At 71.7% G+C, this 26,115-nt stretch carries 22 protein-coding genes; 9 read left to right on the top strand and 13 right to left on the bottom strand.

The window, feature by feature from the left end:
* Nucleotides 1–30: 30 nt before the first annotated feature.
* The 3 genes from SLINC_RS26330 to SLINC_RS26320 are packed head-to-tail and all read right to left on the bottom strand — an operon-like array spanning nt 31 to nt 3,476.
* Entirely contained in the window at nt 31–819 is a 789-nt protein-coding gene (locus SLINC_RS26330) for a prepilin peptidase (protein ID WP_067437755.1), read from the bottom strand.
* Entirely contained in the window at nt 816–2,582 is a 1,767-nt protein-coding gene (locus tag SLINC_RS26325) for a serine/threonine-protein kinase (protein ID WP_067437753.1), read from the bottom strand. The genes SLINC_RS26330 and SLINC_RS26325 overlap by 4 nt, the downstream gene beginning before the upstream one ends.
* Before the next feature lie 45 nt (nt 2,583–2,627).
* The gene (locus SLINC_RS26320; protein ID WP_067437751.1) at nt 2,628–3,476 is read right to left on the bottom strand and encodes a menaquinone biosynthetic enzyme MqnA/MqnD family protein; all 849 of its coding nucleotides are present in this window, start codon (nt 3,474–3,476) and stop codon (nt 2,628–2,630) included.
* A gap of 287 nt (nt 3,477–3,763) precedes the next feature.
* Here SLINC_RS26320 and SLINC_RS26315 point away from each other — a divergent pair, with 287 nt between their 5' ends.
* The gene (locus tag SLINC_RS26315; RefSeq protein ID WP_003948780.1) at nt 3,764–3,967 is read left to right on the top strand and encodes a cold-shock protein; all 204 of its coding nucleotides are present in this window, start codon (nt 3,764–3,766) and stop codon (nt 3,965–3,967) included.
* Between the two features lie 103 nt (nt 3,968–4,070).
* Here the strand turns inward: SLINC_RS26315 and SLINC_RS26310 are convergent, their stop codons facing one another.
* A complete protein-coding gene (locus SLINC_RS26310) occupies nt 4,071–4,634 on the bottom strand; it encodes a helix-turn-helix domain-containing protein (RefSeq protein WP_067445717.1) in 564 nt (187 codons plus the stop codon).
* Between the two features lie 68 nt (nt 4,635–4,702).
* Here SLINC_RS26310 and SLINC_RS26305 point away from each other — a divergent pair, with 68 nt between their 5' ends.
* From SLINC_RS26305 to SLINC_RS26295, 3 genes are read left to right on the top strand one after another with little or no spacing between them, the layout of a single operon-like run.
* Nucleotides 4,703–5,380 carry an AzlC family ABC transporter permease gene (locus tag SLINC_RS26305; protein ID WP_067437749.1) on the top strand — a complete coding sequence of 226 codons (678 nt, stop codon included), beginning with the start codon at nt 4,703–4,705 and terminating at the stop codon, nt 5,378–5,380.
* Entirely contained in the window at nt 5,377–5,691 is a 315-nt protein-coding gene (locus tag SLINC_RS26300) for an AzlD domain-containing protein (RefSeq protein WP_067437748.1), read from the top strand. Before SLINC_RS26305 ends, SLINC_RS26300 begins: the two co-directional genes overlap by 4 nt.
* 31 nt (nt 5,692–5,722) lie before the next feature.
* Nucleotides 5,723–6,361, top strand: a complete 639-nt coding sequence (locus SLINC_RS26295; RefSeq protein ID WP_067437746.1) for a class I SAM-dependent methyltransferase — start codon at nt 5,723–5,725, stop codon at nt 6,359–6,361.
* Here SLINC_RS26295 and kstD read toward each other — a convergent pair.
* The 3 genes from kstD to SLINC_RS26280 form a co-directional block, all read right to left on the bottom strand.
* Nucleotides 6,358–8,088 (bottom strand): 3-oxosteroid 1-dehydrogenase, encoded by a 1,731-nt coding sequence (gene kstD / locus SLINC_RS26290; protein ID WP_067437744.1) that lies wholly within the window; start codon nt 8,086–8,088, stop codon nt 6,358–6,360. The genes SLINC_RS26295 and kstD overlap by 4 nt on opposite strands.
* A gap of 65 nt (nt 8,089–8,153) precedes the next feature.
* Nucleotides 8,154–11,414, bottom strand: a complete 3,261-nt coding sequence (locus SLINC_RS26285) for a S8 family peptidase (RefSeq protein WP_067437742.1) — start codon at nt 11,412–11,414, stop codon at nt 8,154–8,156.
* A 117-nt stretch (nt 11,415–11,531) separates the two neighbouring features.
* Nucleotides 11,532–11,951, bottom strand: a complete 420-nt coding sequence (locus SLINC_RS26280) for an ATP-binding protein (RefSeq protein WP_067437740.1) — start codon at nt 11,949–11,951, stop codon at nt 11,532–11,534.
* Between the two features lie 116 nt (nt 11,952–12,067).
* Here SLINC_RS26280 and SLINC_RS26275 point away from each other — a divergent pair, with 116 nt between their 5' ends.
* The 3 genes from SLINC_RS26275 (at nt 12,068) to SLINC_RS26265 (ending at nt 14,865) form a co-directional block, all read left to right on the top strand.
* Complete coding sequence (locus tag SLINC_RS26275; protein WP_182449294.1) at nt 12,068–12,922, top strand: helix-turn-helix domain-containing protein; 855 nt, start codon at nt 12,068–12,070, stop codon at nt 12,920–12,922.
* Nucleotides 12,919–13,173 carry a DUF397 domain-containing protein gene (locus tag SLINC_RS26270; RefSeq protein ID WP_067437736.1) on the top strand — a complete coding sequence of 85 codons (255 nt, stop codon included), beginning with the start codon at nt 12,919–12,921 and terminating at the stop codon, nt 13,171–13,173. Before SLINC_RS26275 ends, SLINC_RS26270 begins: the two co-directional genes overlap by 4 nt.
* A gap of 90 nt (nt 13,174–13,263) precedes the next feature.
* Nucleotides 13,264–14,865, top strand: a complete 1,602-nt coding sequence (locus SLINC_RS26265; protein ID WP_067437734.1) for a peptide-N4-asparagine amidase — start codon at nt 13,264–13,266, stop codon at nt 14,863–14,865.
* 39 nt (nt 14,866–14,904) lie between these two features.
* Here the strand turns inward: SLINC_RS26265 and SLINC_RS26260 are convergent, their stop codons facing one another.
* The 3 genes from SLINC_RS26260 to SLINC_RS26250 form a co-directional block, all read right to left on the bottom strand.
* The gene (locus SLINC_RS26260) at nt 14,905–17,217 is read right to left on the bottom strand and encodes an MFS transporter (RefSeq protein WP_067437732.1); all 2,313 of its coding nucleotides are present in this window, start codon (nt 17,215–17,217) and stop codon (nt 14,905–14,907) included.
* A 172-nt stretch (nt 17,218–17,389) separates the two neighbouring features.
* Nucleotides 17,390–19,306, bottom strand: coding sequence for an AMP-dependent synthetase/ligase (locus SLINC_RS26255; protein WP_067437730.1), 1,917 nt, complete (start codon nt 19,304–19,306; stop codon nt 17,390–17,392).
* Between the two features lie 201 nt (nt 19,307–19,507).
* Complete coding sequence (locus tag SLINC_RS26250; RefSeq protein ID WP_067437728.1) at nt 19,508–21,418, bottom strand: AMP-dependent synthetase/ligase; 1,911 nt, start codon at nt 21,416–21,418, stop codon at nt 19,508–19,510.
* A gap of 280 nt (nt 21,419–21,698) precedes the next feature.
* Here SLINC_RS26250 and SLINC_RS26245 point away from each other — a divergent pair, with 280 nt between their 5' ends.
* Both SLINC_RS26245 and SLINC_RS26240 read left to right on the top strand, forming a co-directional pair.
* Nucleotides 21,699–23,018 (top strand): 3-oxoacyl-ACP reductase, encoded by a 1,320-nt coding sequence (locus SLINC_RS26245; protein ID WP_067437726.1) that lies wholly within the window; start codon nt 21,699–21,701, stop codon nt 23,016–23,018.
* Nucleotides 23,019–23,204: 186 nt separating this feature from the next.
* A complete protein-coding gene (locus SLINC_RS26240) occupies nt 23,205–24,068 on the top strand; it encodes a MaoC family dehydratase (protein ID WP_067437724.1) in 864 nt (287 codons plus the stop codon).
* Nucleotides 24,069–24,437: 369 nt separating this feature from the next.
* Here SLINC_RS26240 and SLINC_RS26235 read toward each other — a convergent pair whose 3' ends face one another.
* The 3 genes from SLINC_RS26235 to SLINC_RS26225 form a co-directional block, all read right to left on the bottom strand.
* Nucleotides 24,438–25,130: a TetR/AcrR family transcriptional regulator gene (locus SLINC_RS26235; RefSeq protein ID WP_067437722.1), complete on the bottom strand. Its 693-nt coding sequence runs from the start codon at nt 25,128–25,130 to the stop codon at nt 24,438–24,440.
* Between the two features lie 57 nt (nt 25,131–25,187).
* The gene (locus SLINC_RS26230; RefSeq protein ID WP_067437720.1) at nt 25,188–25,487 is read right to left on the bottom strand and encodes a DUF4229 domain-containing protein; all 300 of its coding nucleotides are present in this window, start codon (nt 25,485–25,487) and stop codon (nt 25,188–25,190) included.
* Between the two features lie 93 nt (nt 25,488–25,580).
* Nucleotides 25,581–26,105 (bottom strand): GNAT family N-acetyltransferase, encoded by a 525-nt coding sequence (locus SLINC_RS26225; protein WP_067437718.1) that lies wholly within the window; start codon nt 26,103–26,105, stop codon nt 25,581–25,583.
* Between the last annotated feature and the right edge of the window lie 10 nt (nt 26,106–26,115).

The raw sequence follows: 26,115 nt of genomic DNA, 5'->3' as shown, positions 1-26,115 counted from the left end.
GCCTACGCCAGCCCTCCGACACCCCCGAGGTCAGGCCGCGTACGCGCCGATCAGCAGCCCGGCGTAGACCCCCGCGATCAGGAACGGGCCGAACGGGATCGCCGTCTTGCGGTCGGCGCGGCGCAGGAGGACGAGGGTCCAGCCGTAGAGGGCGCCGAGGACGAAGCCGGTGAGGGTGCCGAGCAGGACCGTGCCCCAGCCGTACCAGCCGAGGACGGCACCGGCGAGGAGGGCGAGTTTCACGTCGCCGAAGCCCATGCCGCCGGGGTTGATACGCCAGAGCAGGTAGTAGCCGGCGCCGAGGGCCAGGGTGCCGAGGGCGGCGGAGGACCAGTGGCCGGTGTGTTCGGGGACCAGGGAGACCAGGCCGAGCAGGGCGAGCGTGGCGGCGGCCGACGGCAGGGTCAGGATGTCGGGCAGCCGTCTCACCCGGAGGTCGACGACCGTCAGCAGCACTCCGACGGGGGCCAGCAGCAGCCAGACGGCGACTTCCGGTCGGGTGTCAGTGGCCGCGGCGATCCCCGCGCAGAGCAGGGCGGTGACGAAGGAGACGAGGGCGGTGCGGGGGCCGTAACCACCGGACGCCCTGCGGACCACGGCGGTGGTGTCCGGGGCGGGGCGGGCGTCCGGGGCGGGGCGGGCGTCCGCGCACTCCGCGCACCGCGCCCGGCCGAGCCATCCCCGGACCGGGTGCCCTCCCGGGCAGTGCTCGCGCCAGGGTTCCTCCGGGGGGACCGAGAAGCGGTAGGCGGCGCGCGGGACCAGCGCCCCCGCCGCCGCGCCCCACAACGCGGCGAGGACGACCAGCACAGCCGTCATCCCGATCCGACCTTCGACAGCCGTGCCTCGGGACGGCCGGAGTCCTCGCTGTCCGACTGGTAGGAGAGGTCGTCACCGACCGGTGTGATCCGCACGGTGTGGGCGGTCTGGCTGCACACGCCCCGGTTGGACTCGGCACCCACGGCCGTCGCCACGACCTGCTTCTTCGTCACCTGCTTCAGGGTGAGTACGTCGTCGCAGACCCCGCCGAGGGCGTCCGTGTGCCGGAGGGTGCCCAACTCCTCGCCCACGTCGGCCCGGTGCGCGGTCAGCCGGAAGGTCCCCATGGGGAGCGCGCCGTCGAGGGCGACGGCCTGGCCCTCCCACGTGCCGAGGTAGGCGGTGGGGAGAGCGCTCGGCCCCGCGGGGGCGCTGCCGCCGGCACTCGGGCGGGCGGTGGCGCTGCTGCCCGCGGTCGTGCTCGGCGCCGGGGACTGCGCGCTGGTGTCGGAACCGGCCGGGCCGTCCTGGTCCCCGCCCGGCAGCAGGTCGAACAGGAACGCCGATCCGACCGTCACCGCCGCCATCGCCCCCGCGACGGCCAACGCCACCGTGCAGCTCAGCCGACGCCCTCGCCCGGCCCCGGTCTTCGTCTCCGACGACGCGGACACGGAGACGGAGAGCCGCCCGGGGGGACGATCGGAGGGCTCTGCGGAGGGGGCTGTGTCCTGTACGGACTGCGCGGACTGTGCGTACGGGTGCCGGGGTTCGGGGAGGGGAGTCGGCGCGGCGACCGCTCCCATGACCGGTGGCGGACCGAACTCACCCACCACGGCCGCACCCACCGACGGCGTACCGAAACCCACCGGACCGGACAGGACCTCCCGCCCGCCCTGCCCCGCGCCCTCCGTCGACGACGTCGACTCCGCCGTCTCCAGGTTCAGCAACCGCACCGCGCTCCGGCTGACCTGCTCCACCAGCGCACCCGGCAGCCATCCGCCCGCGACCAGCCGGGCCGCGCCCTCGGGGGCCAGGCGGGCGGCCAGGGCGGTGGGGGTCGGACGGGCGGCCGGGTCCTTGGCCAGGCACTGTTCGACCACCTCGCGCAGCTCGCCCTCCAGAGCGCCGAGTTCGGGCTCCTCGTGGACGACCTTGTAGAGGAGGGCCGCGGAGGAGTCGCCGCGGAAGGGCGGTTCGCCGGTGGCGGCGCAGGCCAGGACCGCCCCGAGGGAGAACAGGTCGGCCGCGCCGGTGACGCCCTTGCCGAGGATCTGCTCGGGGGACATGTAGCCGGGCGAGCCGATGGAGACACCGGTGGAGGTCAGGGACGCGGTGCCGTCGGTGGCGCGGGCGATGCCGAAGTCGATGAGGAGCGGGCCGTCGAGGGTGAGCAGGACGTTGGAGGGCTTCACGTCCCGGTGGACGAGACCCAGGTCGTGCACCGCGGCCAGCGCCTCCGCCAGTCCCGCGGCCAGCACCCGCACCGTGGGGACGGGCAGCGGCCCGTGCTCGGCGACCGCGGCCGACAGTGACGGTCCGGCCGCGTACCCGGTGGCGACCCACGGCACCGCGGCCTCGGGGTCCGCGTCCAGGACCGGCGCGGTCCAGGCGCCGCCGACCCGCCGGGCGGCCTCGACCTCGCGGCGGAAGCGGGCGCGGAACTCCTCGTCCAGCGCGAAGTGCGGGTGCACGATCTTCACGGCGACCGTGCGGCCGCCGGCGCTGCGGCCGAGGTAGACCCGGCCCATCCCGCCGGAACCGAGCCGGCCGAGCAGCCGGTAGGACCCCACGACGGTGGGCTCGTCGACTCCGAGCGGCTGCATGACGCCCCCTCCCCCGTACCCGCCCTGTGGGAACTGAGAGGCAGACTACGGCTGAAGCAGTTCCACCTTCACGTCCGCGGGGAATCCCGTCGTGGGGCCGACGCGCCGCGCGAACTCCGCGACCGCCTCCAGCTGGGGGCCGCCGAAGCGGAAGTCGAGGGTGGTGAAGTACCGCTCCAGGGTCTCCTCGTCGAAGGACTCCCAGCGGGCGGCCTGCTCGGCGACCTTGCCGACCTCGTCGAGGGAGAGGTTGCGGGAGGCGAGGAAGGCCTCGTGGACCTTGTGGGTGATGAACGGCTCGCGCTCCAGGTAGTCGCGGCGGGCCGCCCAGACCGCGAAGACGAAGGGCAGGCCGGTCCACTCCTTCCACAGGGAGCCGAGGTCGTGCACCTGGAGCCCGTACTTCGGCCCGTCCAGCAGGTTGGCCCGCAGGGCCGCGTCCCCGATCAGGACCGCCGCCTCGGCCTCCTGCATCATCAGGCTGAGGTCGGGCGGGCAGGTGTAGTAGTCGGGCCGGACGCCGTAGCGGTCGGACAGCAGGAGCTGGGCAAGGCGTACGGAGGTGCGCGAGGTGGACCCGAGGGCGACCCGGGCGCCGTCCAGTTCGTCCAGCGGGACCTGCGAGACGATCACGCAGGACATGACCGGGCCGTCGCAGCCGACGGCGATGTCGGGGAAGGCGACCAGGTCGTCCGCGTTCTTCAGGAACTCCACGAGGGTGATGGGCCCGATGTCGAGGTCGCCCTGCACCAGCCGCTCGCTGAGCTTCTCGGGGGTGTCCTTGGTCAGCTCGAAGTCGAGCAGCGTGCCGGTTCTCGCGAGCCCCCAGTACAGGGGCAGGCAGTTGAGGAACTGGATGTGGCCGACGCGCGGCCGGGTGCGAGAAATGTCCACATCGCGAGACTAGCCCCCGTGGGGTACGCTCCGGGCTCCACCCCGGAGGTCAACCTCTCCGCGATCTTCAAACCTCCGGGTGACGTGATCTTGACCTCTATTGCTTTCGGCTGCCCACATGCTAGGCTCGCCGCAAGTTGCAGTTTGGTTTCCCTTGCAGTACAGAGCCTGCGGAGCATGTAACCGCAGGCTCTAGTCGTTTTCAGACGTATGCAGTTGTGCGGCATCTTGTTTTCACACTTGCAGGGTTCTGGAGCAGGGCAACCCTTTGGGCCCAAGGAGGGCTTATGGCTACCGGAACCGTGAAGTGGTTCAACGCCGAAAAGGGCTTTGGCTTCATCGCCCAAGAAGGCGGCGGCCCCGACGTCTTCGTCCACTACTCCGCGATCAACGCGAACGGCTTCCGCTCGCTCGAGGAGAACCAGGCGGTCACGTTCGACGTGACCCAGGGCCCGAAGGGCCCGCAGGCGGAGAACGTCACCCCCGCCTAAGTCTCTTCGGTTTTCGGAGCCTGGTGCTTTGATCCGGAACAGATAGCAGTACCCAAGGAGCCCCGCGCCGCAAGGCGGCGGGGCTCCTGCCTTTCCCATCCGCTCACGTGTGCTGCATCACCAGCACGAACGTCGTCCCGGGCGCGAGCGCCTCGTAGGAGTGCGGCACATCCCCGCGGTACGACATGTAGTCGCCGGGATCCAGCTCGGCCTCCTCCCCCGCCGGACCGGCCTTCACCCGCCCCGTGCTTACGATCACATGCTCCACGGTCCCCGGAATGTGCGGCTCCGATTCCCGTACGGCACCCGGCTCGGTCCGCATGTGGTAGACGTCCCGCCGCACTCCGGGCGGTCCGGCCGACAGCAGCGTGGCCGCGAACTCGGCCTTCTCCGAGGCCACCGACGGCCCCTGCCCCGCCCGGATCACCTGCACGGCGGGCGCCGGCGGCTCCACCAGCGCGCTGAACGGCACCCCGAGCGCCACCCCCAGCGCCCACAGCGTCTCCACGCTGGGGTTCCCGCTCGCCGACTCCAGCTGGGACAGCGTGGACTTCGCGATCCCGGCCCGCTTGGCCAGCTCGGACAGGGACAGCCCGGTGCGGGCGCGTTCGCGCTTGAGGGAGGCGGCGATCCAGTCGAGGGGGCGCCGGGGCGGGCTGTCGGACATGTCGTTCGCTCCATCGGTATGATCGTTCGCCTTGACGAACATGGCCACTGCCGTCCAGTGTAGTGAACATGCGTACGGCAGAACGAACACCCTTGGTCCGTGACAGCGCGCTCGTCTGGTTCGCCAGTGGCATCGTCGGCCTCTCCTTCGGCGCGATCGCCGTCGCCGGAGGCCTTCCGGTGTGGGTGCCGGTGGTGATGTCCCTGGTCGTGTACGCGGGCTCGGCCCAGTTCAGCGCGGTCGGTGTCCTACTGGCCGGGGGCGGGCCGGTCGCCGCGGCGGCCACCGGCCTGCTCCTCAACACCCGTACGGCGGCCTTCAGCCTCGCCGTCGCGGACCTCCTCGGACCGGGCCGCCTCACCCGCCTCCTCGGCGCCCACCTCGTCACCGACGAGACGGTGGCCTTCGCCCTCGCGCAGTCCGATCCGGCGCGGCGACGGGCGGCCTTCTGGATCTCCGGGCTCGGCCTGTTCGCCGTGTGGAACATCGGCGTCCTGGCCGGGGCGCTGGCCGGCGGCGCACTCGGCGACACCGCCACCTACGGCCTGGACGCGGCCTTCCCCGCCGTCCTCGTCGCCCTGGTGCTGCCCGCACTGCGCGAGGGGCCGGCCGTACGACGGTCCGCGCTGCTCGGTGCCGCGCTGGCCCTGGCGGTGACACCGGCCGTCCCGGCGGGGGTGCCGGTGCTGGTCGCCCTCGCGGGGCTCGCCGTGTACGGGCGCGCCGGAAGGAGTCGTACGGCATGAGCGCGACGGTGGCGATGATGCTGGCGCTGGCGGTCGGGACGTACGCCTTCCGGCTGGTCGGACCGGTGCTGCACGGGCGGGTCGAACTCTCCGCCCGGGTCCAGGAGCTGCTCTCGGCGGGCGCGATCGTCCTGCTGGTGGCCCTGCTGGCGACGGGGGCGCTGACCGAGGGCGGGGGTTTCGCGGGGTGGGCGCGGCCGGCCGGGGTGCTGGTGGCCGGCGTCCTGGCGTGGCGGCGGGCGCCGTTCGTGGTCGTCGTCCTGGGGGCGGCGGGCACGACCGCCGTGCTGCGGGCGGCCGGCGTGGCGTGAGTGTCAGTGGGGGCTACTAGGGTCCCCGGCCATGACCGAAGCCGACTTCCTCACCGCCACCCGTACCTTCTACGACGCCATCGCCGAGGACTACGCCGATCTCTTCCGCGACCCTCTCGCCGAGTCCCCCCTGGACCGGGCGACGCTCCGGGGATTCGCCGAACTCGTGGGCGAGAAAGGAGCCGTGGCGGATCTCGGGTGCGGTCCGGGGCGGGTCACCGCGTACCTCGCCTCGCTCGGCCTGGACGTCTTCGGGCTCGACCTGTCGGAGTCGATGCTGGCGATCGCCCGCCGGGAGCACCCCGGGCTGCGGTACGAGCAGGGGTCGATGCTGGACCTGGACCTCGCGGACGGGGCGCTCGCCGGGGTGGTGGCCTGGTACTCCACCATCCACACCCCTGTGGACGAACTCCCCTCCGTCTTCGCCGAGTTCCGCCGGGTGCTGGCACCCGGCGGCCATCTCCTCCTCGGCTTCCAGGTCGGTGACGTGCCCCGCCGCCACGAACAGCCCTGGGGGCACCCGGTGACCCTGGACTTCCTGCGCCGACGCCCGGAGCAGATGATGGAGCTGCTCCAGGCGGCCGGGTTCGCGCCCGTCGCGCGGACGGTACGCGAATCCCACGGCACCGAGCCGACCCCGCAGGCCGCGCTGATCGTCCGTCGCGCCTAGAGCACCCCGGCGATGTCCCGGGCGGCGATGTACCCGAAGGTCATCGCCGGGCCGATGGTCGAGCCCGCGCCCGCGTAACTGTGGCCCATGACGGCGGCGCTGGCGTTCCCGGCGGCGTACAGCCCCGGGATCACCGTGCCGTCCGGGCGCAGGACGCGGGCGCGGGCGTCGGTGCGCAGGCCGCCCTTGGTGCCGAGGTCGCCGGGGACGAGCCGGAAGGCGTAGTACGGGGGCAGCCACAGCGGGGCGAGACAGGAGTTGGGCTGGACGGAGGGGTCCGTGTAGTAGTGGTCGTAGGCGCTGTCGCCGCGCCCGAAGTCGGGGTCCTCGCCCTGCCGGGCCTGGGAGTTGAAGCGGTCGACGGTGGTGCGGAGCGCGCCGGCCGGGACGCCGATCGAGGCGGCGAGGGCGTCGAGCGTCCACTGCTTGTGGGCCGCGCCGGAGCCGTACCAGTCGTCGGGGAGGACGAAGGTCGGCGCGATGTCCTTCAAGAGGTACCGGTTGCGGTAGTTCTGGTCGACGATCAGCCAGGACGGGATGTCGGGATCGGTGGGGTGGCGCTCGTACATGGTGTGGACGACGTCGCCGTAGGGCGCGGCCTCGTTCACGAACCGCCGGCCCGCCTGGTTGACGATCAGCCCGCCGGGCAGGGTGCGTTCGGCGAGGCAGAAGTAGGGCTCGTCGGGCAGCGGGATCGCGGGCCCCCACCAGGCGTCGTCCATCAGCGCGACGTCGGCGCCGAGCCGCTGCCCCGCCCGGATCCCGTCCCCGGTGTTCTCCTTCGCGCCGACGGTCCACCGCGTGCCGATGGGCTGCCGCTGGTACTGCTCCCGCATGGCCGCGTTGTGCTCGAAGCCGCCCGAGCCGACGATGACGCCCCGGCGGGCGCGGAAGAGACCACCGGGGGTGACCGCGCCGGCGACGGTGCCGTTCTCGACGTACAACTCGGTGAGCGGGGTGCTGAGCCGGACCGGGACGCCCGCGTCGAGGAGTCCCTTGCGCAGTCCGGCCGCGAGCGACTGCCCCATGGTCAGCGGGGCCTGCCCGAGTAGGGCGGCCCGTGTGCCGCGCGCCAGGCATTCGGCGGCGACGGCGGCGCCCCGGACGCTCACGGCGGCGAGGGAGAGCCACTTGTAGTCGGTGCTGAAGACGACCAGACCGGCGGGGACCTCAAGGTACGGCGGGTTCAGCCGGGCGAGTTCGGCGCCGAGGATGTTGCCGTCGAGCTGGTCGGGTTCGATGGAGCGGCCGCCCGGGAGACCGCCCGGCAGCTCGGGGTAGTAGTCGCTGTAGCCCTCCATCCAGCGGAAGCGGAGAGGGCTGTTGGCCATGACGAAGGAGAGCATCGCGGGGCCGTGGCCGAGGAAGGCCCGCTGCCGGTCGGCGGGGACCTCCGGGCCGACGACGGCGGCGAGATAGGCGGCCGCCTTCGCAGGGGTGTCCGGGACACCGGCGGCCCGGATGACGGTGTTGTTGGGGATCCAGATCCCGGCGCCGGAGCGGGCCGCGGATCCGCCGAAGGTGGGGGCCTTTTCGAGGACCACGGTGGTCAGGCCCTGTCTGGCCGCGGTGAGCGCGGCGGTCATGCCCGCGGCGCCGGAGCCGATGACGACCACGTCGTAGGTGCCGAGGGCCGGTAAGTCGGCGGCACGGGCGGTGTGTTGGACGCCGGCCGCGACGGACAGTCCGGCGCCGGCGGTGAGTACGCGTCTTCGGGTGACGGTCATGGGTCCGGAATGTCGCGCGGGGGTCTTGTGAAGTCAAGAGGCCCCCGCGCGACAGAACTCCGTGCTCAGCCGACGGTGTAGGTGTACGGGATCCCGATCAGTTCCGAGCCCATGACGCCCGAGAAAGCCGTGTCGGTGTCGACGTAGACCGTGCCGTGGACGACCGTGCCGACGGGTGCCGTCGGGGTCAGGGTGAGCGTCATCGTCGCGGTCTTCCCGGCCGCGGCGGTGACGGGGTTCCAGTCGGCGTCGGGGTTCCAGAACTCACCGGTGGAGGCCTTGGCGGCCGGGTCGAAGGACTGGGTGGTGGCGGTGACGGAGACCTTCGCGGTGCCCTTGCCCGCGGGCTTGTCCCCGAAGGGGCCCGGGTCGGTCACGTCGGTGGACCACGTCCCGGAGGCCAGCTGCCCGGCGCGGGCGGTGGCGACCGTGGTGCCGGTCGGGCCGGCCGGCGCGAACACCGCGGGAGCACCGGTCCAGGGGTAGATGTTCAGGTCGACCGGGCGGTCGGCGGTGGCCGTGGCGACCACCTCGGTGGTGTGCGAGGGCACCACCCACGCCGGACCGCCCTGGTTGATCTGCACCGTCCCCGACTTGTCGTCGCCCCACACGGGGACCTTGATCTCGCCCATGGTGTCGAGCCTGGGGTCGAGGTAGTAACTCCGCTTGGCCGGGCCGGAGTTGAGCACCCGGACCGGGACGGTGAGCGTGCTGCCGCGCTTGAGGACCCGGGACGGGCTGTTGGGCAGGCCCGGTGCCGTCGCGGTCACGGCGTCGAGGCGGACCGTGCCGGTGACCCGCTGGCTGAACGCCTTGCCGCTGACGGCGTCGGGCAGTCCGACGATCAGCGTCCACCGGCCGGCGGCCGGGCGGTTGGCGGTCAGGCTCGCGTACTTCGTCGGGACGCTGTGCTCGCCCGCGGTCCGGTCGGTGTCCCGGGCCAGGATCTGCCCGTCGGGACCGACCAGGTAGTACACCAGGGTCGCGGCGGGGTCCTCGGCCGCGAGGTCGATCGTCAGGGCGCGCCGTCCGGGCGGTACGTCGACGTAGTAGCCGTTGGTCTGGCCGACATCGCGGCCGACGCCGCCGGTGATGGTCGCGGCGAAGGACGTGCTGTGCCCGGCGGCCGGGTCGACGGGGATCAGCGTCCGGCGGGCCACCGGGAGGGACAGCCGGGTTCCGGTGTCCGAGGCGAACTGGAGCGAGAAGGGCGTGTCACCGGCCGTACGCCCGAACGGGATCCGGACGGGGAACGTCGCGGTGCCGCCCGCCGGGACGGTACGGAACCGCGTGGGCACCCCGGCCGAGGTGTAGCGGTGCCCGGTGATCCGGACGTCGACGGGGCCGCGGTAGCTGCCGGGCTTGAGCGGCTTGTCCTGGAGGTGCATACGGCCGTTGTCCCAGACCAGCTTGACGGTCCAGGTGCCGGGACGCGGGTCGTGGACGTCGACGTGCTGGTAGTTGCTGTGCAGTCCGTAACCGTCGTAGTCGTAGCTGACCTGGGTCAGCCGCCCGGCCGGGTCGGTCAGGACCAGCGCGAGCTTGCCGGACTTGGCGGTGCCGGGCCACACCATCTCGGCGTCCAGCAGCGGGGTGCCCTTGGGCACCCGCACGGTGAACGGCTTGGCGGCGAGCTTGCCTTCGCGGTCGTCCCCGGTGAGCGGGGCGCCCACGGTGACCTTGCGCTGGGTGCGGAAGGTCTGGGTGCCGACGGTGCGGGAGGTCATCGTGACCCGCTGCGGCCGGTCGGCGGTGTTGGTGAGGGAGACGGAGGTCTGCCGGGTGCTGCTGGGCTGTCCGGTGACGCTCAACTGACCGACAGAGGGCACCAGTTGGTCGGCATGCCGGTCGACGGTGTCGATGGCCCTGGCCGCCTGGACGGCCGCGTGGGTGTTCAGCAGTCCCGCGCCCTGCTCGTCGGCGGGGGCGCGCAGGTCGGTCGCCGTACCGGTGAGGATCCGCTTGACCAGGTCCGGGGAGGGCTTGGCTCCGCCGTGCGTGTCCGCGTACGCCTGGATGACGTCGGCCGCCGCGCCGGCCACGAACGGCGCCGACTGGCTGGTGCCGCCGAACACCTGGGTGGGCAGGGCGCAGTCGGTCCAGCGCGGACCGGGCGTGCAGGCGGCCATGCCGACCATGCCCGGAGCCACCAGGTCGACCACCTTGTTGTCCGGGGTCGTCCCGCCGGAGGACAGCGCGGCGATGTTGTCGTTCGTCCACTTCCGGTAGCCGTAGGCCTGCGCCGCCAGCCGGAAGGACGTGGTCGCGCCGACGCCGATCACGTCCGGGTCGCTGGCCGGTGAGCCCACCGTGCCGGAGGTGCCGGAGTCACCGCTGGAGGCGACCACCGTCACCCCCGCGGCGATGGCGGCGTCGTCGGCCAGCCGGACGGGGTCGGTGGCGGCGTCGGGGTAGGTGTTGCCGCCGAAGGACTGGCTGAGGACGTCCGCGTGGTGCTCCACCGCGTACTGAATGGCCCGTACGAACCCGGAGGTGTAGGCATGCGCCCCGTACACCTTCAGGTCCATCAGCTCCGCGCCGGGCGCGAAGCCGCGGACGCGGAAGGTGCAGCCCTTCGGCAGCTTGGCGTACGGCAGCTGCGTGGCCAGGTCGTACGTACGGCTGCCCTGCGCCGCGATGGCACTGGCGTCGCCGAACGCCTCGCCGCCGCCCGTGGGCGCGCTCACGCCGTCCCCGCCGAAGTCCTCGGTGTCGGTGACCACATGGCTGCCGTCGGTGCGGATGAACTCCGGGTTGTCCGCGTCCATGCCCTCGGCGAAGAACGCGACCTTCACGCCTTTGCCGGTGGCGGTGCGGTGCGCGGCGTCGGTGTGGGTGAGGCTGAGCGCCTCGGGTTCGGCGAGGGGTTTGGCGGGGTCCTTGGGGCAGCCGATGCCGTTCTTGGTGGCGGCGGTGGTGGGGGCCGCGGTGGTGGGGGCCGCTGCGTCCCGGGCCGTGGCGGGCTGTCGTATCGGGAGGTCCGGCACGACCGCGGCCACGTCCCGGTCGCCGCGTATCCGCGCCATCGCGTCCGGCTTCAGCGTGGCGGAGACGGCGTTGATCAGGCTCATCCCGCTGACGTGGGTGGCCCCGCTCTCCTTCAGCCGTGCCACCACGGGCGCCTGGTCCGCGGCGGCGGCCCGGCCGCGCTTCGCGGCCTGCGTGTGCATCGGGAGGTCGGTGAGCTGGTCACGCATGACGACGATGACGCGTTGCGCCGGGCCGCTCGCGCCGGTGTCGGCCGCCTGTGCGGGTGCGCTGCCGAGCGAGAAGGCACTCAGCAGGACCGTGGCCGCGAGCGCGGCTCTTCTTCTGTTGTTGTTCATCGAGTTCTCCGCTGGTGGGGGGTGCGGGACGGCTGAAGAACGCGGCCGTCGCCGGTGATCATTCGCCCCAACTCGTGAACTTCGCCAGGCACTTCCTGTCAAAGGATGTTCAAAGCTTCAAACGAGGTCGATCTCGGCCCACACGGTCTTGCCGACGTCCCGCTCCGCGACGCCCCACGCCCGGGCGAGCAGGGTGACGAGGATCAGCCCGCGCCCGTGCTCGTCGTCCTCCCCCGTACGGAACCGGAGTTGCCTGTCCCCGCGCGGATCACTCACCTCGATACGGAGCGTGTTCTCGGGCAGCAGGAGGAGAAGCCTGAGCTCGAAGTCCCTTCCGGGCACGCGGCCATGCGTTACGGCGTTGGCGGCCAGCTCGGCGACGAGGTGCTGGGCGGTGTCGTTCACGTCGCTGTCGTGGGGGTGTCCCCATACGGCGAGCTGCGCGGCGGTGAGCCTGCGGGCGAGGCGGGCGCCGCGTGGGGTGGCGCTCAGACGCTGGGTCAGTTCGTCGGTGGGGGTGGAGATCTCGGCGTTCACGTGACCGAGCGTGGTCGGTTGTCTCTACGCTGACCAGGGGCGACTTGGCGACGCTGGGTAGCTGTACGGGTGTGTTCTGTTCGCGTACGTGATGTCGGGTGAGAGCGGTGAGGCTTGTGGGTGAGCGGAGGCCGGAGACGCCTGCGGAGGCCGAGGGGACGACGGGACTGTTCGTCGCGCTCGGCAAGATGGTGAAGTTCCTGCGGGAGCGGAAGGGTCTGACGCAGCGGGAGTTCGGGGAGCTGGTGGGGTACGGCCCCGACGCGATCTCGGCGATGGAGCGGGGGGTGCGGACGCTTCGGCCGGAAGTGCTGCTCAAGGCGGATGAACTGCTGGACGCCGGGGGGTTATTGAAGGAGGTCATCCCGGAGGTCGAGGACGCGATGACCCGGTCTCGGACGCGGCATCCCGAGTGGTACCGGAGTTATGCGGCTCTGGAGGCGGAAGCCGTCGAGCTGCACTTCTACGCCAACTTCGGGGTGCCGGGCCTGTTGCAGACCGAGGATCACGCCCGGTCCGTGTTCGCGAAACGGCGACCGTTCCTGAACGAGGAGACGATCGAGAAGCGAGTGACGGACCGACTCTCCCGACAGCAGGTCTTCGAGCGCTACCCGGCACCCATCGTGAGCTATGTCCTCGAAGAGGTCGCACTGGACCGGCCGATCGGTGGGCCGCGCGTTCACGCTGATCAGCTTCGACGCCTCTTGCGGGTCGGCGACATGCAGAACGTCGAGATCCAGGTGATGCTGACCCGTCTGGATCAACACCCCAACATGGACGGAGCGTTCAACCTGCTGACGCCCAAGGGGCATGGACAGGTGGCGTACACCGAGATTCAGGGATACCCCCGGCTCATCACCGAGTCAGAAGAGGTCCGGAAGATCGCCGATCGCTATGGGATCATGCGAGCGATGGCGCTCCCACCCTCGGAGTCCCGGAAGTTGATCGAACAGAAGCTGGAGGAGCTATGACTGTCGAGCAGCTCACCTGGTTCAAGTCCAGCTACAGCGACGGCGAGGGCGGCGAGTGCCTCGAAGTCGCCTACGCCTGGCGCAAGTCCAGCTACAGCGGTGGCGAAGGTGGCGAATGCCTGGAAGTCGCCGCAACCCCGACCACCATCCACCTCCGCGACTCCAAGAACCCCACCGGCCCTCACCTCACCCTCTCCCCCACCGCCTGGTCGGCCTTCCTCTCAGGGGAGCCGGTCGGCGAGCGGCGCTAGCGCCTCGAAGGTCAGCGAACAGACCGGAATTGGTCAAGACCTCTTCAAGCCCTCTGGTCACGCGAGGATCGCGCGGGTTCACTGCGCCGCATGACAAGACCTGCTCCTCCCCTGCGGCGCACCGCCGCCCTCCTCACCGCCGCTCTCGCCTCGCTGGCCCTCGCGGCGGGCACCGCGTCCGCCGACCCCACGGTTCCCGTCGAGTTCGGGACCGACTACCACGACCCCGTCACCGCCGCCCCGCCGATCAGCACCCCGCACACCAAGTCGTGCTCCGTCACGGTCGCGGAGGCGCGGTTCAAGGACTTCACGCCGTACACGGGGACGTACACGCCACCGACCGGATGCGGGACGCCCGGGCGGTGGTCGAAGGTCGTGCTGCGGATGGACGGCAGCGTGAAGGGGCGGCAGTACGACCGCCTCGGGTATCTGGACATCGGCGGGGTGCAGGTCTTCCGGACCTCCACCCCGGAACCCTCCCAGGACGGCATCGACTGGTCCGTGGAGAAGGACGTCACCGAGTACGAGAAGACGCTGAGCGGCACGCAGTCCGTCGACATGCTGATCGGCAACGTTGTCAACGACACGTACACGGGCATCCTCGACGTCAAGGTGACGCTCACCTTCTACGCCCCCGAGCCCGGCCACCGCACCGCCTCCGCCACCCCCGACCAGGTCATCCCCCTCAGCGACGGCAACAGCGTCACCACCGGCGCCTCCCTGACCACCCCGCGCAATTCCGAGCGCATCCTCGCCGAGGTGTACGCCACCGGGTCGGGCGGCGGCTGCGAGGAGTTCTGGTACTCGGCCACGACCCCGAAGGCGTCGTACTCGTGCCAGGGCGGGGACGACGGGCCGTACCGCGAGGTGCGGGTGAGCGTCGACGGGAAGGTCGCGGGCATCGCGTCCCCTTACCCGAACGTGTGGACCGGCGGCTGGTCGCCCTACCTCTGGTCGGTGATTCCCTCCCCCACCGCCTTCGACGTACGTCCACTCACCTTCGACCTGACCCCCTTCGCCGGACTCCTCAACGACGGCAAGGCGCACACCGTGGACGTGACCGTGGTCGGCGTGCCGGCCGGGCAGAGCGGGTGGAGCGCGCCGACCAACATCCTGGTGTGGCAGGACGCGCACAGGTCGGTGGTGACGGGGGCCGTCACGTCGTACGAGAAGACCGACCCGGCGATCGGCAACACCTTCACCGACGGCTCGTTGCGGCACCTGGTCACCGACGGCAGGGACGGGCTCAAGGTCACCGGCTACCTCGACACCTCCCACGGCCGGGTCACCACGACCGTGGCGCGCACCCTCACCACGGCCATCGACCACCGGTGGACGCCCGACGAGAACACCGACGACCAGACCGGCAAGTGGACCGATCACCAGGTCGTCGTCAGCAACGGGCACGTGACCCGCACCGACCGTGATTACGCCCTTGACGGCCGCGCCACCATCGACAGCGCGAACCGCCTCCGGGTCGTCATGTCCCTCGCCGACCGCGCCCGTCTCGGCGCCACCCGGGTCGACGACACCTACCACGGCGACGCCACCTTCACGCTCGGCGTGGCCCGCGAGGACCGGCACGCGGTGGCCACGACGAGCGAGCGGTACCGCTTGAGCGCGCCCGGCCGGCACTACGACCACACGCTCGCGACCGAGCAGGGGGTGCTGACGAAGGACGTCCTCCGCTGACGCGGGCCGGCAGGCCGCCCCGCACCCCCCGACGCCTCCCTACGCCTCCTTGTGGGTCAGCAGGATGTCCACGCCCTCCTGCGTGCCGTTCACAGTGAGCTGCGTGGCCACCGGCGGGTAGCCGCTGGCGATCACCGTGTACTGGTCGCTGGCGAGGTCGGTGAACGCGTAGGTGCCGTCGACGCTGGTGGTGCGGGTGCCGACGACGTTGCCGGCCGCGTCGATGAGGGTGACTCGGGCGTCGTCCAGGGCGCGGCCGTCCGGGGTGTGGACGGTGCCCCGCAGGGTCGCGGCGACGGTGAGGTGGATGTCGCAGCGGGTGGTGTCGGCGGAGACGGTGGCGGGGACGGCGGTGGGGCGGTGGCCGGGGGCGCTGACGCTGAGCGTGTAGTCGCCGGGCAGCAGGTCGCCGATGCGGTAGGCGCCGTCCGTGTCGGTGGTGGTGGAGGCCGTCACGTCGCCGTGCTGGTCGGTGGCCACCACGAGCGCGCCGGACAGGGCCGCGTCGTCCCCGCCGCGCACCGTGCCGGTGAGGCCGCCCGGGCTGGGCAGGAACACCAGGTCGTGGGAGACGGGTGTGCCGTTCAGGCTCAGCGTCGCCACCTGCGGCTGGTAGCCGGGTGCCGAACCGATGAGGACGAGACTGCCGCGCTCGGGGGTGTCCAGCCCGTACGTGCCGTCCTCGTGTGAGGTGGCACGGGCCAGCTGGCGGCCCGACCCGTCGAGCAGGGTGATCGCGGTGCGGGGCACGGGCGCGCCCGAGCCGTCGCGGACCTGGCCGCGGATGACGGCGGAGTCGACGGCGGGGAGCGTGGCGGTGGCGGCCGTGGGCGCGGTCGCCGGTGCCGGGGCCTCGGTGTGCGTCCCGGTCTCCTCCTGGGGCGCGGCCACCCTCTGCTTCTTCGCACGGAACAGCAGCACCGTGATGACCACGCCGACGGCGAAGAAGGCGGCCGACCACCAGTAGGCGACCTCGTAACTGTGCAGCGCCGCGTTCGCCTTGACCATCGGGTCGGACAGGTGGTCCGCGGCGTAGTTGGTGGCCGCGGTGGCGGCCAGGGTGTTCAGCAGCGCCGTACTGATCGAACCGCCCACCTGCTGGGTGGTGTTGAGGGCGGCCGAGGCCACCCCCTGGTCCTGCGCCTGCACCCCCAGGGTGGCGTAGCTCATCGCCGCGGGCATCGAGGTGCCCAGTCCCGCGCCGAGCAGCAGCAGCGGCGGCAGCACGTGGGCGGCGTAGCTGCTGTCCAGGCCGAGGCGGGTCAGCCAGACCATGCCGCCCGCGGCCACCAGCATGCCGGTGGGCACGATGATCTTGGGGCCGATCTTCGGGATCAGCACGTTGGTGGACAGCTGCGCCATGACCATCAGCGCGGCCACCATCGGCAGGAAGGCCACGCCGTTCTTGACCGGCGAGTAGCCCAGCGTCGACTGGAGGTAGTAGGTGAGGAAGAGGAAGACGCCGAACATGCCGGCGGAGGAGATGAGGATGGTCGACAGGGCGGCGGCGCGGTCGCGGTCGGCCAGGACGCGCAGCGGCAGCACGGGGTGCTTGGCCCGGGTCTGCCAGAGGAAGAACGCCACCAGCAGGACACCACCGGCGGCCAGGAAGCCCCAGGTCATCCAGTTGTCCCAGTCGTGCGTCTCGGCGTTGGCGAAGCCGTAGACGATGCCGAACAGGCCGCCGGAGACCAGGATCACTCCCGGGATGTCCAGCTTCGGCCGCTCGGTCGGGACGGAGCGGCCGAGGAAGACGACCGCGCCGATCAGCGCGAAGACCGCGATGACGTCGTTGACGTACAGCGTCCAGCGCCAGTCGAGGTACTCGGTGAGCAGACCGCCGAGGACCAGGCCGACGGCGGCGCCGGAGCCGGCGATGGCGCCGAAGATGCCGAACGCCCGGGCGCGTTCCTTCGGTTCGGTGAACGTCGTGGTCAGCAGGGACAGCGCGGCCGGTGCGAGCAGCGCGCCGAACAGGCCCTGGACCGCGCGCGCGACGACCAGCATGGTGAATCCGTTGGCCGCGCCGCCGACCGCGGAGGCGACGGCGAAGCCGACGAGGCCGACGATGAAGGTCGTCTTGCGGCCGAAGAGGTCGGCGAGCCGGCCGCCGAGCAGCAGGAGGCTGCCGAAGGCCAGGGAGTAGGCGGTGACGATCCACTGCCGCCCGTTGTTGTCGAAGCCGAGGTCCTGCTGGGCGGACGGCAACGCGATGTTCACGATGGTGGCGTCGAGCACGACCATGAGCTGGGCGAGGCCGATCACGGCCAGGGCCCACCATCGGTGCTTCGGTGCGGCGTGGGTGTGCCCGGACGGCACGGCGTGGGCGGTGGCGGCCGGGATGGCTTCCACGATGGTGCTCCCCTCGTGGGGCTATGGCTATGGGACTCGCGGTACTCGGACAACCCAATCAGTCCGAAACCGTTTCGTACACCTAACGTAGGTCAAATCCACGGCGAAACTCAAACGTTTCGATTGCAACCGCACAGACTGTGCGGTGAGTCACCCGTGAGTCACCGACGACTCACCGCTGATACAGAGCCTCGATCTGTTCCGCGAAGTCCCGCAGCACGGTCTCGCGCCGCAGCTTCATCGACGGCGTCAGGTGCCCGGCCTCCTCCGAGAAGTCCCTCGGCAGGACGGTGAAGCGGCGGATGGACTCCGGGCGGGAGACCATCTTGTTCGCCTCGTCGACCGCGCGTTGCAGAATCTCCCTCAACTCCGGGTCGTCGAGCAGGAGTTCCGCGGGAACCGGGTGTTTGCCGTTCATCCGGCGCCAGTGCGAGACGCCGTCCATGTCGAGGGTGATCAGCGCCGAGATGAAGGGGCGGCGGTCCCCGAGGACCATCACCTGGGAGATCAGGGGGTGGGAGCGGAGCCAGTTCTCCAGGGGCGCGGGGGCGACGTTCTTGCCGCCGGCGGTGATGAGGATCTCCTTCTTCCGCCCGGTGATCGTGAGGTAGCCCTCGTCGTCCAGCCGGCCGATGTCACCGGTGGGGAACCAGCCGTCGGTGGAGGCCGGGATCACCCCGCCGCCGTGCGGGTCCCAGTAGCCGCGGAAGACCTGGTCGCCGCCGAGCAGGATCTCGCCGTCCGCCGCGATCCGCACCCGGGTCCCGGGCAGCGGCCAGCCGACCGTGCCCAGGCGGGGCTTGAGCGGGGGCGTGACCGTGGCCGCGCCGGTGGACTCGGTCAGGCCGTAGCCCTCGTAGATCTCCATGCCCGCGCCCGCGTAGAAGGCGGCGAGCCGCTCGCCCAGCGGGGAGCCGCCGCAGATGATGTGCCGGATCCTGCCGCCCATGGCGTTGCGGATACGGCGGTAGATCAGGGAGTCGTAGAAGGTGCGGGCGGTCTTCAGGGCGGCGTTCGGGCCGGAGCCGGTGCCGGACTGGCGGGCCTCGGCCGCCTCGGCGTAGCGGCAGGCCACACCCACCGCGCGGTCGAAGGCGGCGGCCCGGCCACCGCTCTCGGCCTTGGCGCGCGCGTTGTTGAAGACCTTCTCCAGCATGTACGGGATGACCAGCAGGAAGGTCGGCTTGAAGGCGCCGAGGTCCGCCATCAGGTCCTCCGCCTTCAGGCTCGGCGCGTGCCCCAGCCGCACCCGCGCGCGGATGCAGGCGATGGCGACCATCCGCCCGAAGACGTGGGACATGGGCAGGAACAGGAGCGTGGCGACGTCCTCGGCCGCCGTCTTGGACTTGAAGACGGGGTGGAGGAGTTCGATGGCGTTGTCGACCTCGGCGAAGAAGTTGCCGTGCGAGAGCACACAGCCCTTGGGGCGGCCGGTGGTGCCGGAGGTGTAGATGACGGTGGCGAGGGTGTCCGGGACGAGCATCCCGCGCCGTACGGCGACCTCCTGGTCGGGGACCTGCGCGCCGAGCTCCGCCAGGCGGGGCAGATGGTCCTTCTCGATGATCCACATGTGCCGCAGGTCTGGCAGCCGGCCCAGCTCCGGGCCCAGCGCGGCGGCCTGGCTCACATGCTCGGTCACCAGGGCCACCGCCCCGGAGTCCTCCAGGATCCACCGGGTCTGGAAGACCGAGGAGGTGGGATAGATCGGCACGGTGACCAGACCGGCCGCCCAGGCCGCGAAGTCCAGCAGCGTCCACTCGTAGATCGTCCGCGCCATGACGGCGATCCGGTCGCCGGGCTGGAGCCCCTCCGCGATCATGCCCTTCGCCAGTGCGAGCACCTCGGCGGCGAACTCGGCCGCGGTCACGTCCCGCCAGCCGCCGTCGTCCGTACGGCGACTGAGGACCCGCGCCTCGGGAGCCGTGTCCGCGTTGTCGAACGGCAGGTCGGCGAGCGAGCCGTGGGCCCGCGGCGGGGCGAGCGGCGGTACGGCCACCTCCCGGACCTCTCCGTCAAGGCGCCGGATCTCGGGCTCGACAAGGACGGGCATGCCGTCGTAGTCGGATCCGGACGTATAGGAGAGGGACATGGTCGGCTCCTCGGGCGTGCAGCTGAAGACAGATCTGCTGCATGTGGTACGCGCGATGCGTGCTCGGGCGTTCACCGCCGGTGCGCGAATCGGATGTTACCGGCGGTTAGGATGGCGATCCTAAGGGGCCCGAGCGGGGAGCATGTGCGGATTTCGGGAGGTTCCGGAGACGGGCGTGTGCAGCCTCGGAAGCGGACCGGGTCACCGCGGCCGGTCGTACAACTCCTCGATCCGCGGCGCGAATCGCTCGGCGATCGCCTCCCTGCGCAGCTTCATCGACGGGGTCAGATGCCCTTCCTCCTCCGTGAAGTCGACGGGGAGCACGGTGAACCGGCGGATGGACTCCGGCCGTGAGACCAGCTTGTTGGCCTCGTCCACCGCGCGCTGGAGGACCTGCCTCAACTCCTCGTCGTCGACCAGGACTTCCGCGGGGACGGGCTGCCTGCCGTTCATCCGGAGCCAGTGGGTGACGCCCTGGAGGTCGAGGGTGACCAGCGCCCCGATGCAGGGGCGGCCGTCGCCGACGACCATCACCTGGGAGATCAGGGGGTGGGCGCGCAGCCAGTTCTCCAGCGGGGCCGGGGCGACGCTCTTGCCGCCCGCCGTGATCAGCATCTCCTTCTTGCGGCCGGTGATGTAGAGGTAGCCCTCCTCGTCCAGGTGCCCGAGGTCGCCGGTGGGCAGCCAGTCGTCGGGGGCGGCCGGGGTGACGCCGCCCGCGTCCGGATCCCAGTAGCCGCGCAGGACATGGCCGCCGGAGAGCAGGATCTCGCCGTCGGCGGCGAGGCGGACCTTGGTGCCGGGCAGGGGCCAGCCGACCGAGCCCATCCGGGGTTTGAGCGGGGGCGTGACCGTGGCCGCGCCGGTCGTCTCGGTCAGACCGTAGCCCTCGTAGATCTCGATACCGGCGCCCGCGTAGAAGGAGGCCAGCCGGCGGCCCAGCGGAGAGCCTCCGCTGATCATGTAACGGACCCTGCCGCCCATGGCGTTGCGGATACGGCGGTAGACGAGCGGGTCGTAGAAGGCGCGGGCCGCCTTGAGGGCCGTGGTCGGTCCTGCGCCCGTGCCGGAGTGGCGGGCCTCCATCGCCTCGCCGTAGCGGCGGGCCACGCGCGCCGCACGGTCGAAGGAGGAGACCCGGCCGCCGGTCTCGGCCTTGGCGCGGGCCACGTTGAAGACCTTCTCCAGCATGTACGGGATGGCGATGAGACAGGTCGGCCTGAAACTCGCCAGGTCGGGCAGCAGTTCGTCCGCCTTCAGGCTCGCCGCGTGCCCCAGCCGCACCCGCGCGCGGATGCAGGCGATGGCGACCATCCGGCCGAAGACGTGCGACATCGGCAGGAAGTGCAGGACCGCCGCCTCCTCGCTGGTCCGCGCCCGGAAGACCGGGTAGAGCAGCTCGATGGCGTTGTCGACCTCGGCGAAGAAGTTGCCGTGGGTCAGCGCGCAGCCCTTGGGGCGGCCGGTGGTGCCCGAGGTGTAGACGACGGTGGCCAGGGTGTCGGGGCCGAGCATCGCCCGTCGTACGGCGACCTCCTGGTCCGGCACTCCCGAGCCGCACTCGGCCAGCCGCTCCACGTGCCGCTTCTCGATGATCCACAGGTGCCGCAGGTCCAGGATCCGGCAGAGTTCCGGGCCCAGTGCGGCGGCCTGCGCGGCGGTCTCCGTGACGAGGGCGACCGCGCCGGAGTTCTGGAGGATCCACCGGGTCTGGTAGACCGAGGAGGTGGGGTAGATCGGCACGGTGACCAGGCCGGCGGCCCAGGCGGCGAAGTCCAGGAGCGTCCACTCGTAGCGGGTGGGCGCCATGATGGCGAGCCGGTCGCCGGGCCTGAGCCCCTCGGATATCAGCCCCTTGGCCACCGCCAGGACCTCGCGGGCGAACTGGTCCGCCGTCACGTCCGTCCAGCCGCCGTCCTCGGTCTTGCGGCTGAGGACACGGTCGTCGGGGGCGAGGCCCGCGTTGGTGAAGGGCAGGTCGGCCAGCGAGCCGTGCGTGGAGGGCGGGACGAACGGGGGGACGGAGACCTCCCGCACCGCCCCGTCCAGATGCCGTATCTCGGGCGCCACCAGAATCGGTGTGCCGTCGTACTCGGTGGAGTGGACCGCCATGGGAGCAGGCGAGAGGGACACAGGCGTCTCCAGGGGCGTTGGCCCGCGGGTGGGGGAGATCCGCAGGTCAGGCAGGAGATCGTACGGCTCACCCGTGAGGGGTCCGTGAGGATTCAGAGGCGGCCCGGGGGCGGAGATGTGGAGCCTCGTCGCCTTTCTTGCCGAAAACGTCCTACTCGGCGGTATGGTGAACCTTTTTCATCTTCTGGCCTCCACTTACCTCGGGTAACCTGACTCTGAAGTAAGGATCTCGGCAGACATCCGTGTGGGGGAATGGGACATGGCCGACCGCTATCTGAGGTTCACCGGCACCGCGCCCGGCCGCTTCCTGACCCGACGCCTCGGCCTGCCGCAGCCCGCCGCGCTCGTCCGCTGGTCGCCCGAACGGCCCTGTCTCGACGGTGACTTGCTCCATCTGACGGCGGGCAAGTCCGACCTGGATCTCGCCGGTACGGGGCTCTCTCTCACCGCCTCCTCTCAGCGGCCCGCCGCTGTGCTGCTGGACGCGACCGGCGTCCGGGACGTCGAAGGGCTCGATGAGGTGCACGCGGCCCTGCACCCCGTCGTGCGGTCGGTGGCGGCGAGCGGGCGGGTGGTCGTGCTGGGCGCGCCGCTCGACCCGGACGACCACCATCAGGCCGCCGTCCAGCAGGCGTTGGAGGGTTTCACACGCTCGCTCGGCAAGGAGATCGGACGCGGGCGGACGGTGAACCTCGTCCGGCTGACGGACGCGCTCGCCGCGGAGTCGACGCTGCGGTTTCTGTTGTCTCCCAAGTCGGCCTATGTCAGTGGCCAGGTTGTGGAGGTGGGGGACGGTCGGGGCGCGGAGACCGGAGACGGTCGGATCGCCGCCCCGGAGGACCGGGACCGCCCCCTGGCCGGGCGCACCGCCCTGGTCACCGGCGGCGCGCGCGGTATCGGGGAGGCGGTCGCCGAGACGCTGGCGCGGGACGGGGCGCGGGTCGTCGTCCTGGACGTACCGGCCGCTCTCGCCGACGCCGAGCGGGTCGCCGCACGCCTCGGCGGGACCGCCCTCGCGCTCGACATCACCGCCGACGACGCCGGCGAGCGGATCGCCCGCGCCCTGCCCGACGGCCTGGACGTCCTGGTCCACAACGCGGGCATCACGCGGGACCGACGGCTCGTCAACATGCCTGCCGAGCGGTGGAGTTCGGTGCTCCAGGTGAACCTGGCGAGCGTGCTGCGCACCACCGACGCGCTGCTGGCGAGCGGGACGCTGCGTTCCGGCGGGCGGGTCGTGGCGACGGCCTCCATCGCGGGGCTCGCGGGCAACGCGGGGCAGACGAACTACGGCGCGAGCAAGGCGGGCGTGGTCGGCCTGGTCCGCTCCCTCGCGCCGCGCGCGCTCGCCGAGCACGGGGTGACCGTCAACGCGGTCGCGCCCGGGTTCATCGAGACCCGGATGACGGCCTCGATCCCGCTGTTCATCCGCGAGGCGGGCCGCCGCATGAACTCCCTCGCCCAGGGCGGCCTGCCCGCCGACGTCGCCGAGACCACCGCCTGGCTCGCCCATCCCGCCTCCGGCGCGGTCAACGGTCAGGTCGTACGGGTCTGCGGCCAGAGCCTGTTGGGGGCGTGAGCGCACGGCGGGAGGACGGGGTGGACCTGCCGTGGAGGGCGGGGCGGACCTGCCGTGCGGTGGGGCGGACCTGCCGTGCCGGTGGGGCCGATCGCGCCCCCTGCCCCCGCCCGACTCGCACTCCGGACGCCCTCACCCGCATCCGACGTGGTCCGCAGCCGACCTGATCCGAAAGGCAGCCCCCAGGTGACGACCCCACCGACCACCACCACCCTGACGGCCGTACCCGGTCTCGCTCCCCTGCTCGCCCGGGGCGCCCTGCTCTCCCCGTTCAAACGGCCGCGCCCGGACGCGGACTTCCCCCGCACCCGGCTCGTCCTGCCCGGCCTGCGGGTCGACCTGGCGCGGCTCGCGGCCTACGAGCGGGTGTGCGGGTTCGCCACCGGGGACGACGCGCTGCCCCCGACCTATCCGCACGTCCTCGGCTTCCCGCTGGTCATGCGGCTGATGAGCGGGTGGGACTTCCCGCTGCCGCTGCTCGGACTCGTCCACACGTCGGTGGAGATCACCCGGCGCGCACCGCTGACGACGACCGCGGAGTACGAACTCATGGCCTACGTCGACGAGTTGATGCCGCACCGGCGGGGCACCGAGGCCGCCGTGGTCACCGAGATGCGGGCGCGCGGGGAGGTGGTGTGGGAGTCGCGCAGCACCTACCTGGCCCGGCACCGCGGTGGTTCACGCCCCGCCGCCCCCTCGGAACGGTCGGAGCGGGAGCCCTTGCCCGCCGAGGCCGAGTGGCGGCTCGCCGGGGACGTCGGACGCAGGTACGCGGCGGCCTCCGGCGACCGCAACCCGATCCACCTGCACCCCCTCACCGCCCGCCTGTTCGGCTTCCCCCGCGCCATCGCCCACGGCATGTGGACCCTCGCCCGAGGCCTGGCCGCCCACGGCACCCCCACCGCCGTCCTGGTCCGCGCCGACTTCCGCGCCCCGGTCCTGCTGCCCGGCACGGTGACCTATGCGGCGGACGACACCGGCCTCTTCGAACTGCGGAGCGGGGACGGGCGGGTGCATGTGAGCGGGGGTGTCTATCCGCTGGTGCCGTGAAGCGGGGCCGGACGGAGGGGCGTTGTGAGCGGGGTCGGATGCCTGGGCGGCGATGTGACCGGCTCGGTCGCCACGGCGCGGTGACACGGACCCGGTGTCACGACACCGCGACACGGCTCAAACGCCACGGCAATGCGAAGCGGGGTCGGAATCCCACCGTGTTGTGAACCGGCTCGGGCGCGACAGCGCTGTGGAGCGTGCCGAGCGCCATGGTGCTGCGAAATGGGTCAGGTGCCACGACTCCGCGAACCGACTCGGGCGCAACGGCGCAGTGGAACGGGCTGGGCGCCACGACCAATTGGAGCGGGCCAGGCGCCACAGCGCAGCGAAGAGGCTCCGCGCCACGCCGCTGCGAAGCGGGCCAAATATCTACGCCCCGTGCACCACATCCACCGCACCGGAAGCCGACAGCTCGTCGCTCATGACGGGTGCCGACCAGGGGCGGCCCTCCATGAGGTTGCCCAGGCCCGCCCAGGCGAAGTTCATGAGGGTGGCCGCTGCCTGCCGGGCGGTGACGCCGGGGGTGGCGTTCGCCCAGGTGGCCAGGGACTCGGCGGCGCCGACGAGGGCCACGGCGAGACCGGCGACCTCCCCCTCGGCGAGATCCGGGTCGCGATGGGCCTCACGGGCCGCGACGACGATCAGCTCGGTCACGAACGCGACGATCTCCTCCCGCATCGCGGCGGCCTCGGCCGCGAAGCGCTCGCCGTGCGTCCGCGCCTGGAGGTGCAGCACCGACCAGGCGTCCGGGTTCCGCCCGGTGTGCGTGAAGAACGCCCCCAGCCCGTCCCAGAGTTGACGGTCGGCCGCCAGCCCCGGCCGCACCCCGGCCCGAACCGCCTCGGTCAGCGCCCGCGCCTCACGGCGGATGCAGGCGGTGAAGAGGTCCTCCTTCGAGTTCAGGTACAGGTACACCAACGGCTTGGACACACCCGCGAGTTCGGCGATCTCGTCCATCGAGGCCGCCATGTACCCACGCTGCCCGAACGTCCGCACCGCGGCGTCCAGCATCTGCTGCTCCCGGACGGCACGCGGCATGCGCTTGCTCTTCACGGCACCCATGGGTCAAGGGTAGTTGGGGCGCCGCCGTCGCAGGTGCTCCGAAGTCCGCGGCAGCCGCTACGAGGTCTGGCCCTGGACCCGCGCCGCGTCGTCCGCGCCGTCCTCCTGGCTGCGGTTCGCCTCCAGGTTGGCCTTGACGCGGTCCACCTTCTGGACGACCTGGACCGAGGCGCGGTCGCGCTCCTTGCGGAGGGCGACGAAGCTGATCGGGGCCGAGATCACCAGGGAGAGCAGGACGACCCACATGCCGTTGGAGGAGCCGAGGCCGCGTGGGACGACGCCGGTGTAGACGAGACCCCAGACGACCACGAGGCAGCCCACGAAGATCCCGAGGCGCATCAGTGTGTAGCGGAGCATCTCAATCCACTCTTCCGAATCCAAAAAGGGGCACTGTCCAGTGAAGCACGGCGGGGTTCCGGTCCTGGAGGGGGGTGCGCCGGGTCGGTGCGGTCAGTGCAGGGGCAGCAGCATGACGATGTCGTCGCGGTCGTCGCCGGGCGCGACGCGGATCGCGCCCGGTATCCGGCCGACCTCCTTGTAGCCGCAGGAGCCGTAGAACCGCTCCAGGCCGAGTCCGCCGCGGCAGGTGAGGCGGATCGCCTCGATGCCCTCGAAGGAGCGGGCCGCGTCGGCGGTGGCAGCAAGCAGCTCACGGCCGTAGCCCTTGCCCTGGTGCCGCGGGTGGACCATCACCGTGTACGCCCAGACCCAGTGGGTCATCAGCCGGTGCGTGTTGAAGGCCAGGAAGGCGGTCGCGGCGACCGTGCCGTCCTCGTCGTACCCCACGAGCAGCCTGGTGCGCCCCTCGGCCATCGCGGCGAAGTGCTTCACCAGCTCCGGCCGGACCGTCTCCCGGTCCACCGGCGCGACGAAACCGACGGCGCCGTCCGCGTTCGACACGTCCGTCCACAGATCGAGCAGGCCGTCCCGCAGTTCGGGCGTCACGGCGGGATCGAGAGTGAAGGTAAGGGGCATGCAATGAGGC

The organism is Streptomyces lincolnensis, assembly GCF_001685355.1.
Classification (GTDB): Bacteria; Actinomycetota; Actinomycetes; order Streptomycetales; family Streptomycetaceae; genus Streptomyces; species Streptomyces lincolnensis.
The sequence above is the reverse complement of the archived record's forward strand: the minus strand, read 5'-3'. Positions and strand labels throughout refer to the sequence as shown.